The organism is uncultured Stenotrophomonas sp., assembly GCF_963519925.1.
In the GTDB taxonomy this organism is placed as follows: domain Bacteria; phylum Pseudomonadota; class Gammaproteobacteria; order Xanthomonadales; family Xanthomonadaceae; genus Stenotrophomonas; species Stenotrophomonas maltophilia_AE.
Genome location: NZ_CAUQPH010000119.1, coordinates 1 through 11498 on the forward strand (window position 1 = coordinate 1; position 11498 = coordinate 11498).

Below are 11498 nucleotides of genomic sequence, written 5' to 3' on the forward strand. Positions count from 1 at the left end.
GGCGTCGACGGCAGCAGGAGCCGCTACGGTCGAGTCGGCACCTGAAACCGGCGCGGCGGCATCGGGCGCCGCCGGGGCCACGGCCACGCTGGCCGGTGCGCTGTCGCGCGCCGGCTTGGCAGCGCACGCGCTGAGCGCCAGGGCCAGCAGGAGAAGGGAGGCGGTGCGTACGACGTTCATGTCAGCTCGCGGCAGAAAGGGCATTGAAATCCAGGGATGGAGCCAGCCGGTAGGCGGCGCTGAGTTCGTTGAAACCGTCAGGGGTGCCATGGATGACCAGCGTACGCCCGTCGGCACGGGCGCGTGCGGTCAATTCGGCCAACAGCGCCAGCCCGGCGCTGTCGATCCGGTCGACCTCGGCCAGGTCCAGCTGCGACACGCTCCCGGGCAGGGCCTGCAGCCGGGGCCACAGCGCCACCACCGCGTCGCGGTCGAGCACGCCGGTCAGGCGCGCGCGCGGACCGTCGATGCGCACGGTGGTCTTACTTGCCATTGGCCGCCGGCCCGGCCGACAAGGAGCCGCTGCGCAGGTCCGCCGCCACCGCCTTGATGCCCTTCTGGCGCAGCGGGCCGTCGAACTGGTTGCGGAAGGTCTGCACGTAGGAGATGCCTTCGATGTTCACGTCGAAGATCTTCCACTGGCCGTTCACGTTGCGCATCGAGTATTCCACCGGGGTCGATTCAGTGCCCGAGCGCAGCAGTTCGGTGGCGACCTTGACGCCACGGTTGCCCGGCAGCGGCTGCTCGCCCTTGAGGCGGAACGTCGGCTTGCCCTGGATGGAGAGCAGGACGGCGCCGTAGCGCTGCATCAGGCTGTCGGCCATGGCATCGGCGAACAGCTTCACGTCGGCGTCCGACGCGCCCCGCGCGTGGATGCCCAGCACCAGGCGCGCCGCGTAATCGCGGTCGAAGGTGCGGTTGAGCTCGCTGTCGATGTAGCCGCGCAGCGCGGTCGGGTTCTTCTCGAATTCGCCCTTGCGCTGCTGCAGCGTGGCCAGGATCCGCGAACTGGCATCCAGCACGACCTTGCCTGCCTGCCCCTGCGGGGCGGTGGCAGCGGTCGGAGCAGCCTGGGCGAACGACAGCGAGGGCAGGGTGGCAAGCAGGGCCGAGGCGAGCAGGGCCGGAATCAGGGTCTTTTTCATTTCTGCGGTTCCGTTGCCGGCGCGTCGGCGCCGGGAGCATCCTGGGAAGCGGCGCCAGTGTTGCCTGCGCCGCTGAACATGTACTTGCCGACCATCTGGATCAGGTCCACGGCCGGCTGGGTGAAGACGATCTCGTCGCCCGACTTGAGCACCTCCGGGTCGCCGCCCGGCTGCAATCCGATATAGCTCTCACCGAGCAAACCGCTGGTGAATATGCCGGCGGAGGTGTCGCCCGGCAGGTCCTTGTAGCGGGGGTCCAGCTTGAGGGTGACGATGGAATCGAAGCGGGTCGGGTCCAGTTCGATGTCGCCGACCTGGCCCACCACCACGCCGCCGATCTTGACCGGGGCCTGCTTGCGCAGCTGGCCGATCTGGCTGAAACGCGCCTTGAGTTCGTAGCCTTCGCTGCCGAAGCCCCAGCGCTGGTTGGTGGACGCCATCGCCAGCACCAGCAGCGAGGCCAGCGCCAGCAGCAGGAAAGCGCCGACGGAAAATTCGAGTCTGGGACCGCGGATGGCCATGTTCATATCACCGTATTTGAAGAGCGTTATGGCGTCAGCGGAACAGCATGGCCGACAGCACGAAGTTGAACATCAGCACCAGCAGCGAGGCGTTCACCACCGCGCGCGTGGTCGCCACCGAGGTGCCTTCGATGGTCGGCTCGGCGTGGAACCCCACGTACGAAGCGACCAGTGCGGCGGTACCGCCGAAAATGGCCGACTTCAGCATTGCCACGCCGAAATCGTCCCAGAAATCCACGCTGTTGCTCAGCGCCGACCAGAACACGCCGTTGTCCAGCCCGAGCACGTGCACCGCTTCGAAGTAACTGGCGCTGATCGCCAGCGAGCAGAAGATGCCGGTCAGCAGGGGCACGGTCAGCACCGCCGCCCAGAAGCGCGGGGCCACGACCTTGGCCACCGGGTCGATCGCCATCAGCTCCAGCGCCTTGATCTGGTCGGTGGCGCGCATCAGTCCCAGTTCGGCGGCGATCGAACTGCCGGCGCGGCCGATGAACAGCAGCGCGGTCAGCACCGGTGCCAGCTCGCGGTACAGCGACAGGCCCAGCAGCGTGGACAGCGCATCGGCGGCGCCGAAGGTGGTCAGCGTGCGGTAGCCCTGCAGGGTCAGCACCAGGCCCACGAACGCGCCGCCGACCGCGATGATCGGCAGCGAACGCGCGCCGACCTTGTAGATCTCGCGGGTCAGCTCGGCCAGGAAGTCGGCGGTGGGCAGCGAGCCGCGCAGCACGGTGAGCGAGAACAGACCGGCGCGGCCCAGCGAACGGGTGCTTTCAACGAACGGCATCAGGCCACCTTCGCGCGTGGCGCGGCATCGAACGGGATCGGGCCGTCCGGCTGCCCGTGCAGGAACTGGCGCAGCAACGGGTCCTGGCTGGCCTCGAGCGCGGCCGGGCTGCCCTGGAACACCACTCCGCCGTTGGCGATGGCGATCACCTGGTCGCAGATCGGCAGGGTCTCGTGCACATGGTGGCTGACGATGATGCTGGTCAGGCCCAGGCTGTGGTTGAGGCGCTGGATCAGGCTCATGATCACGCCGCTGGCGATCGGGTCCAGGCCGGTCAGCGGTTCGTCGTAGATCATCAACGGCGGGTCCAGGGCCAGCGCGCGTGCCAGCGCCACCCGCCGCGCCATGCCGCCGGAGAGCTCGCGCGGCCACGCGTCGGCCGCTGCCAGCAGGCCGACCGCGTGCAGCTTCATGTCCACCAGCCGGCGCAGGACCGGCGCCGGCAGCCGGGTGTGCGTGCGCAGCGGCAGCGCCACGTTCTCGGCCACGGTCAGGTCGGTCAGCAGGCCATTGCCCTGCAGCAGCACGCCCACGCTGCGGCGCATCGCGCGCAGGGCGCTGCTGCCGGTGGGAATCGGCTGCCCGAACAGGGTCACGTTGCCGGCCACCGGGCGCAGTTCGCCGGTCAGCGCGGCCAGCAGCGTCGACTTGCCGCTGCCGGACGGACCCAGCACGGCGGTGATGCTGCCGCGCGGTACCGACAGCGAAACATCGCGCAGGATCGCGCGACCGCCGCGGTCGATCCGCACGTTGTCCAACTGCACCAGAGGTTCTTCGGAAGCCGTCATGGTCGCCATTAACAAAATTCCAACGTTCTAAGATCGTGGTGAACGGCTGAACAAAACCGAACTGAAGCGTGCAGTATTGTCGCACGCGGGCGCCGGACGCCCCGCCCGAACGGGGGATATCGGTGCAACAGAGCGTGCCGTGCCCTCGCCCGACAGGGTCGCAGGCGACATCCAAGGCCCTGTCCATTATCAGAGAGGGTGAGAATGGCGTCGCGCTGCGGCACACTGCCGCGATGACCGATCCCGCTTCAGACTTCCGCCTGTACCACTCCAATTCGCTCGACGTACTGGCCGCGCTGCTGGCGCGGACGCTGCGCGAGCCGGTGGCCGGGCAGTCGATCCTGGAGCCGGACGTGGTGTTGATTCCCCAGGTGGCGATGCGTCGCTGGCTGCAGTCCACCCTGGCCGCCGAGTATGGCATCGCCGCCAACCTGGCATTCCTGACCCCGGGCGAGTTCGTCGCGCGCGCGCTCAACGCCAACGTGCCGGGCGAGCATGACGACCTCACCGCCGCCGCGCTGCACTGGAAGGTGTACGCCGCGCTGACCGATCCGGTGCTGATGGCGCAGCCGCCGCTGCGCGCGCTGCAGGCCTACCTGTCCCAGCCGGACCCGCTCAAGCCGTGGGCGCTGGCCGGGGAACTGGCGTCGGTGTTCGAGAAGTACCAGGCATGGCGCCGTGACTGGCTGCTGCGCTGGGAAGCCGGCGCCGACCCGCTGGATCCGCAGGCGATCCTGTGGCGCCACATCGGCAGCGGTCACCAGTACCGCGCGCGCCGCATCCATGCTTATCTCGACGGCTTCGAAGGCGCCGAGCGTCCATTGCCGGCGGGGCTGCCGCCGCGCCTGTTCGCCTTCGCCACCTTGAACGTCTCGCCGGATGTGCTGCGCGTGGTGGCCACCCAGGCGCGGGTCGGCACGCTGCACTTCTACCTGCCCACGCCGACGCGGTCCTACTGGGGCGACCTGCAGACCCTGGGCGGGCGGCTGCGCGCTGGCGCGGTTGATCCGTTCGGCAATGGCAGCGACGAGAACCGCCTGCTGCAGGCATGGGGCGCGGCAGGGCGCGACTTCATGGCGGTGCTGGGCAGCTATGAAGTGGTGCATCCGTCCGGTGAGATCGCAGCCTACGACGATCCCGAAGACGACGCGCGCCCGGACATGGCGCACGGCGGCCTGTCCGACAGCCTGCTGCACCGCCTGCAGCGCGACCTGTTCCACCGCCGCGCGCAACCGGCCGGTGCGCTGCGCCCGGGGCTGCTGCGCAACGACCCCAGCCTGCAGGTGCATGCCTGCCACACCCGCCTGCGCGAACTGCAGGTGCTGCACGACCAGCTGCGTGCGCTGCTGCAGGACCCGCGCTTCGATCCGCCGCTGCAGGCCCGCGACATCGCGGTGCTGGCACCGGACATCGACCCCTACGTGCCGTACCTGGAAGCGGTGTTCGGCGGTCGCAGCGGTGGCGACGACCACATTCCCTACGCCCTGGCCGATACCAGTCCGCTGACCGGCGAACCACTCGCCGATGTGTTCGTGCACCTGCTGGGATTGCCGGTCTCGCGCTTTGGCCTCAATGAAGTGCTGGACCTGCTGGCGAGCGCCCCGCTGGCCGAAGCGGCCGGGCTGGATGCGGCCGCGTTCGACCGCCTGCACGACTGGCTGCAGGCCGCCGGTGCGCGCTGGGGCTTGAGTGCGGCGCACCGCGCGCAGCACCAGGCACCGGACGACGATGCCTACACCTGGCAGTTCGCGCTGGACCGCCTGCTGCTGGGCCATGCCAGCGGCAGCGACGGCGACATCGCCGGGGTGGCGCCGTGGCCGGAGCTGGAAGGCAGCGCGCTGGATGCGCTGGACCGCCTGCTTCGGCTGATGCGGGTACTGGCCCGTTACCAGCGCGCACTGGGCGAGGCGCTGACACCGGCGCACTGGCGCCAGCGCCTGCTGGCCATGCTGGATGCGCTGTTGCCCGAGGCACCGGAAGCGGCCAGCAGCCAGCGCGCGCTGGAACGCCTGCGCAAGCTGATCAACGAGTTTGCCCGCGACCCCGAACGCGCCGGGTTCAACGGGACGGTACCGCCAGAGGTAGTGCGCGCACATTTCGCCGGCGCCTTGAGCGAGGCCGACACGCGCGCGCCGCTGCTCACCGGTGGCATCAGCTTCGGGCGGATGGTGCCGATGCGGCTGCTGCCGTTCCGGGTGATCTGCGTGCTCGGCCTGAACGATGGCGATTTCCCGCGCCGCGACCCGGCCGCCGGGCTCAACCAGCTCACTGCCGAACTGGGTACCGACAAGCGCCGCCACGGCGACCGCTCGCTGCGCGAGGACGACCGTTTCCTGTTCCTGCAGCTGTTCGCCTCCGCGCAGGACGTGTTCTACCTGAGCTACCTGGGCGCCGATCCGCGCGATGGCAGCGTGCGCGAGCCCTCGGTGCTGGTGAGCGAGCTGATCGATGCCGCCGCCGAATACCATGAGGATCCTTCAGCGTCGGCAAAGCAGCTGACCGTGCGCCATTCGCTGCAGCCTTTCTCGCCGGCCGCGTTCGGTGGCGGCGATGAGCCGCGCCGTTTCAGCTACCGCCAGCAGTGGCACCCGGCCGCCGGGTCGCTGGGCAGCGTCCGCCGCGCGCCGCCGGCGTGGTTCGAGCAGGCGCTGGCGCCGCTGGAGCAGGAGGGCACGCCCGAACTCCCGCTGGACGCGCTGCGCCGCTTCCTGGTCGATCCCGCCGGGCAGTTCCTGTCGCAGCGGCTGGGCCTGCGCCTGCCCGATGACCTGACCACCGCCGACGACCTGGAGCCACTGGTGCTGGCCGGCCGGGGACTGGAACAGCGCCTGCTGCAGCACGCGGTGATCGAGGCGACCCTGCAGGGCGATGACACCCCTCTCTATGCACGCCTGCGCGCCCGCGCGCTGCTGCCGTCCGGCGCACTGGGCGAACGCCAGTTCCAGGCCCTGCAGGAGCAGACCCGCCCGTATGCGCTGGCACTGGCCCAATGGCGCGGCGACAGCGACGCCGACAGCCGCCGCTATGAGGTGGAGATTGATGGCGTGCGCCTGCATGGGCGGGTGGACGACATCCACCCGCAGGGCATCGTGCGCCTGCGCGCGGGCAGCTTGAACGGCCCGGCGGCGATCCGGCATGGGCTGGACTGGCTGCTGGCCAACGCCGCCGGCGATGCGCTGGCGCTGGTCGAATTCCACGACGGCGGCGACGACGGGGTAGGGCCGCACGTGCTGCCGGCAGTGCCCGCGCCCACCGCCAGGGCGGCGCTGCAGGCGCTGCTGCAGCTGCGCCGCGACGGCATGCGCGCGCCCCTGTTGTACGGTCCGTACACCGCCTGGACGCTGTACCGCGCGCCGGCCGCCAAGCGCGAAAGCGAAGGCTGGGCGCAATGGCATGGCGGCGAACGCCGCTGGGGCGAAGCCAGCGGCGATGCGGTGCAGCTGGCCCTGCGCGGCCGCGATCCCTTCGCCGACGCAGACAGCTATCAACAGCTGCTGCACACCAGCTTCGTGGTGTTCAGTGCGGTCCGCGAGGGCCGGGTGTTCCAGGGCTTCAGCGAAGAAGGAGCCGTGGCATGAGCGGGCTGATGCTGCAGGACGACCCGTACCTGTCGCTGCCGCTGGACGGCGTGCGCCTGATCGAGGCCAGCGCCGGCACCGGCAAGACCTTCACCCTGGCCACGCTGTTCACCCGGCTGGTGGTGGAGCAGGGTTACCGCATCGGCCAGATCCTGGCGGTGACCTTCACCGACGCGGCCACCCAGGAACTGCGCAAGCGCATCCGCGAGCGCCTGGCGCTGGCCGCGCAGCTGCTGGCGCGCGCACCGGCCGCCGACGACGCACCCGAGGTGCAGCTGACCCGCTACCTGCTGCAGCGCGAACTGGCGCTGGGCCGGGAAACACCCGCAGCGTTGGCCCAGCGCCTGCAGACCGCCGCCGATGAGATCGACCTGGCCTCGATCTTTACCATCCATGGTTTCTGCACCCGCGTGCTGCGCGAGCACGCGCTGGAAAGCGGGCATACCTTCGACCCGCCCACGCTGCTGCCCAGCGAACGCGAACTGCACGACCAGCTGGCGGCCGACCTGTGGCGCGTGCACGCCAACGACCCGGCCACGGTGGATGCGTTGACCCGGTTGTGGTCCGCGCCCGATGCGCTGGCGCGCGACCTGTCGGCGCTGATCAAGCCGTTACCCCTGCTGCCCACGTTGCCGCAACAGCATCTGCAGGATCCCAGCTCCGCGCTGCAGGTGGCCGCCGAGGCGCTCGTCAGTGCGATCGACGCGCACGTCGACGCCGCCCAGGCCAGCATCGCCAATGCCTTCGAGCGCAAGCTCTTCGACGGTCGCCGCGCGCGCCGGCCCAGCTTCGACAAAGCCTTTGCCGAGCTGCTGGCCGGTCGTGCGACGCGCACCTGGCCGCGCGGTGCCACCTCGCACCTGGGCAAGCTGCTGCCGGTGGCCCTGCTCGGGTTCTGCAAGGAGGACCAGCAGGGCCATTGCCCGGCCTCGCCGCTGTTCGATGCGCTGCAGACCTGGTGGCACGCCGCCGATGCCTACGACCAGTGGCTGCGCCAGCAGGCGCTGCTGCTGCTGCACAAGCTGCGCGGGCAGGCCCGTGCGCGGCTGGACGAACTCAAGCGGGTCGGCCGCGTGCAGACCTATGATGACCTGATCGACGGCGTGGCCGCCGCACTGGAGGGCCCGCACCGCGCGTCGCTGGTGCGGCAGTTGCGCGCACAGTACGCCATTGCGCTGGTGGATGAGTTCCAGGACACCGACGACCGCCAGTGGGGCATCTTCCAGCGCGTGTTCGGCGATTCGCCCGAAACCCGCGACGCCGGGCTGGCGCCGGCGCTGTTCCTGATCGGCGATCCCAAGCAGGCCATCTACGGCTTCCGCGGCGGCGATATCCACACCTACCTCAAGGCCAAGCGCGAAGCAGAGGCCGCACCGGCGTTGAACCGCAACTTCCGCTCGCGCCCCGGCGTGCTGCGCGCGCTGCAGGCGTTGTACCAAGCCGCCGGCGAGCGCGCGTTCCTGGAAGCGGACATCGCCTTTGAACCGGTGCTGCCGGGCAGTACCCGCAGCGATGCCGATTTCCTGCGCGATGGCCAGCCCGCACCCGGGCTGACCCTGCGCCTGCTGCGCAGTGACGATGGTGCTGACTTCAAGGCAGACCCCTCGCGCCAGCAGGCCACCGACGCCTGCGTGGCCGCGATCCACCAGGTGCTGCTGGAGGGTCGCGAAGGCCGCGCGCTGCTGCGCGGGCAGCCGGTGCAGCCAGGCGACATCGCAGTGCTGGTGCGCCGCCACCACGAAGCCACCCGCATCCAGCGCGCGCTGAGCGCGGTGGGCATTCCGGCGGTGGCTGCCGGCAAGCAGAGCCTGTATGCGACCGCCGAAGCCCGCGAGCTGCGCGTGCTGCTGCTGGCCCTGCTGCAGCCGGCCGATGAAGGCCGCCTGCGCGCGGCGCTGGCGACCGTGCTGCTCGGCGAAAACGCCGCCTCCATCGACGCGATGGAGCGCGACGGTGACCCGCAGCGTGCGTTCCAGACCCGGCTGCTGCTGTGGCGGGAACGCTGGCTGCGCGGCGGGCCGTTCGCGGTCATCGCCGACCTGTGCGCCGAACACGCCGAGCGCCTGCTGGGCCTGCTGGATGGCGAACGCCGGCTCACCAATTACCTGCAGCTCGGTGAGCTGCTGCAGCAGGCCGCGGGCCAGGCGCTGGGCATGCACGGCCTGCTGGACTGGCTGCAGGTGCAGATGGCACACGCCGACCAGGACGACGAACAACAGCTGCTGCGGCTGGAATCGGATGCGCGCCGGGTGCAGATCATCACCCTGCACAAGAGCAAGGGCCTGGAGTATCCGCTGGTGTTCCTGCCGTTCGTGGGCATCGACAGCGGTGGCGGCAACACCGACTCCAACTGCACCGTGTACGCCGACGGTCGCCGCGAGCTGCATTGGAAGCTGGACAGGGACGACGCCTGGAGCGCGGCCAGCGAGCGCAGCGCACAGGAGCAACGCGCTGAAGACGCGCGCCTGCTGTATGTGGGCCTGACCCGCGCCGAGCACGCGTTGTGGATCGCGGCCGGCGACCTTGCCGGGCTGGCGAAGACGCGTCTGGCGCCGATGTTGTCCGACCTGGAAGCGCTGCGCGCGCACCCGGACATCGCGGTGATCGAAGGCCCGGTGGAGCCACGCCCGGCGCAGCTGCCAGTGCAGCGCGAAGGCGAGCTGCCGCCGGTGCGCGCGATCACCCGGCGGGTGCCGCATGACTGGTGGGTGTACAGCTTCACCCAGCTGGCCCACGCCGATGCCGGCCACGACACCGACGCGGTGGCTACCGAAGCCCCAGCGCCGGCTGCCGACGAACCGGCCGGCGTGGAACTGCCGCTGGAGGTGGAACCGCCCGCGCCCGGGGAGCCGCAGCCGGAGATCGACCCGCGCTTCATGGGCAGCCGCTTCGGCAACGTGCTGCACGATGCACTGGAGAACACCGATTTCGCGGGCTGGGCCGAGTGGCGCTCGGGCGACCCGGCACCGGGCGATGAGGCCGAGGTGCTGCGCGAATCGCTGCGCAGCGAAGGCTACGCCGATGCCGACCTGGATGACGGCGTGGCGGTGCTGGTGCCGCTGGTCGGCCAGACCCTGACCGTGCAGCTGCCCGAAGGCGGCGCGCTGCACAGCGTGCCGCTGCACGACAGGCGGGCCGAGATCGAATTCCACTTCGCCATGCAGCCCACCGCGGTGCCGGCGCTGCTGCAGCTGCTGCACCACCACGGGCTGGTGCCGGACCGCCGCGGCTTTGGCACGCGACGCCAGCTCGAGGGGCTGATGACCGGCAAGATCGACCTGACTTACGTGCGCGACGGACGCTGGTATGTCCTCGACTACAAATCCAATCGCTTGCCCGGCTACGACGCCGCGCGCCTGGCGGCCGCCATGCAAAGCAGCGAGTACGACCTGCAGGCCTTGATCTACACCGTGGCACTGCATCGCTGGCTGCGCTTCCGGCTGGGTAGCCGCTACACACAGGAGCGCGACCTGGGCGGCATCCGCTATCTGTTCTGCCGCGGCCTGGAAGCGGGACGCGCGGACGCACCCGGCGTGCATGCGCAGCGCTTTGCCCCGGCCCTGGTCGAGGCGATGGATGCACTGTTTGCAGGCGGCCCCGAGAAGCACGCCGAACTGGTGGCACGCGCGCGGGGTGAGGCATGAGCCTGCTCGACGCACTGCTGAAGCAGGGCACCCTGCGCACGCTCGACCATGCGCTGGCGCAGAGCCTGCGCCGGCTGCAGCCGGATACGCCGGATGCGGTGCTGGCCGCCGCCGCGCTGGCCTCGCTGGCGGTGGCGCAGGGCCACGCCGGCGTCGACCCGGCAGCGCCCCGTCGGTTGGTGGATGCCGAGCTGGACTGGCCTTCGCCGGACACATGGCTGGCGCAGCTGCGTGCATCGCCGTGGGTGGCATCGCCCGACAGCGACGACGCGCTGGCCGCCGATGCACCGCTGGTGCTCGAACACGGCCTGCTGTACCTGCGCCGTTACCGCGAATACGAACGCCGCTTGGCACTCGGCCTGCAGCGCATCGCCGCGCATTCCTTGCCGGCGCACGATGCGGGCGGGCTCGCCCCGCTGTTCGCCCAGCTGTTCCCGCAGGCGCTGGAGGGCATCGACCACCAGGCGCGCGCGGCTGCAGTGGCGCTGCGCCATCCGCTGGTGCTGGTCACCGGTGGCCCCGGTACCGGAAAGACCACCACCATCGCGCGCCTGCTGGTGCTGCTGGCCGCGCAGGCGCAGCAGGCCGGTGCGGCCCTGCCACGGGTTGCACTGGCCGCCCCCACCGGCCGCGCCGCCGAGCGTATGGCCGACAGCCTGCGCCAGGCGCTGCAGCGGCTGCGCCTGGTCGGTGTCGCGTCCGAACTGGCCGAGGCCATGCCGACCACCGGAGCGACCCTGCACCGGCTGCTGGGCGTCATTCCCGATTCGCCACGCTTCCGCCACCACGCAGACAACCCGCTGCCGTACGACATCGTGGTAGTGGACGAGGCCTCGATGATCGACCTGCCGCTGATGACCAAGCTGGTCGAAGCGGTGGCCAGCGGCACCCGGCTGGTGCTGCTGGGCGACCCGGACCAGCTGCCGTCGGTGGAAGCCGGCGACGTGCTCAGCGCGATCCTGCAGGCGAGCGGCGACGGCTTGGGCACCCAGGCGGATGACGCGGCCGCGCTGCGCCCGCTGCTGGCCGCCCCTGCGC

At 70.6% G+C, this 11498-nt stretch carries 8 protein-coding genes and 1 pseudogene; 3 read left to right on the forward strand and 6 right to left on the reverse strand.

Annotation, left to right across the window (positions count from 1 at the left end):
• The 6 genes and pseudogenes from RWO33_RS16095 to RWO33_RS16120 all read right to left on the reverse strand — a co-directional run.
• Nucleotides 1–180 (reverse strand): annotated as a pseudogene (locus RWO33_RS16095) (VacJ family lipoprotein); the annotation flags it as partial.
• A 1-nt stretch (nucleotide 181) separates the two neighbouring features.
• Nucleotides 182–493: an STAS domain-containing protein gene (locus tag RWO33_RS16100; RefSeq protein ID WP_145480431.1), complete on the reverse strand. Its 312-nt coding sequence runs from the start codon at nucleotides 491–493 to the stop codon at nucleotides 182–184.
• Nucleotides 483–1145 carry an ABC transporter substrate-binding protein gene (locus RWO33_RS16105; RefSeq protein ID WP_314106196.1) on the reverse strand — a complete coding sequence of 221 codons (663 nt, stop codon included), beginning with the start codon at nucleotides 1143–1145 and terminating at the stop codon, nucleotides 483–485. The genes RWO33_RS16100 and RWO33_RS16105 overlap by 11 nt, the downstream gene beginning before the upstream one ends.
• Nucleotides 1142–1666, reverse strand: a complete 525-nt coding sequence (gene mlaD, locus RWO33_RS16110; protein WP_145480426.1) for an outer membrane lipid asymmetry maintenance protein MlaD — start codon at nucleotides 1664–1666, stop codon at nucleotides 1142–1144. Before mlaD ends, RWO33_RS16105 begins: the two co-directional genes overlap by 4 nt.
• Before the next feature lie 34 nt (nucleotides 1667–1700).
• Nucleotides 1701–2450 carry an MlaE family lipid ABC transporter permease subunit gene (locus tag RWO33_RS16115; RefSeq protein ID WP_145480424.1) on the reverse strand — a complete coding sequence of 250 codons (750 nt, stop codon included), beginning with the start codon at nucleotides 2448–2450 and terminating at the stop codon, nucleotides 1701–1703.
• Nucleotides 2450–3238: an ATP-binding cassette domain-containing protein gene (locus RWO33_RS16120; RefSeq protein WP_314106197.1), complete on the reverse strand. Its 789-nt coding sequence runs from the start codon at nucleotides 3236–3238 to the stop codon at nucleotides 2450–2452. Before RWO33_RS16120 ends, RWO33_RS16115 begins: the two co-directional genes overlap by 1 nt.
• Nucleotides 3239–3471: 233 nt before the next feature.
• On the opposite strand from RWO33_RS16120, the gene recC reads away from it, so the two are divergent.
• From recC to recD, 3 genes are all read left to right on the forward strand, one after another.
• Nucleotides 3472–6816 carry an exodeoxyribonuclease V subunit gamma gene (recC, locus tag RWO33_RS16125; protein ID WP_314106198.1) on the forward strand — a complete coding sequence of 1115 codons (3345 nt, stop codon included), beginning with the start codon at nucleotides 3472–3474 and terminating at the stop codon, nucleotides 6814–6816.
• Nucleotides 6813–10460, forward strand: a complete 3648-nt coding sequence (gene recB, locus RWO33_RS16130; protein WP_314106199.1) for an exodeoxyribonuclease V subunit beta — start codon at nucleotides 6813–6815, stop codon at nucleotides 10458–10460. Before recC ends, recB begins: the two co-directional genes overlap by 4 nt.
• Nucleotides 10457–11498: exodeoxyribonuclease V subunit alpha (gene recD, locus RWO33_RS16135; RefSeq protein WP_314106200.1), on the forward strand; the 1042-nt coding region annotated here is incomplete at its 3' end. The genes recB and recD, both read left to right, overlap by 4 nt.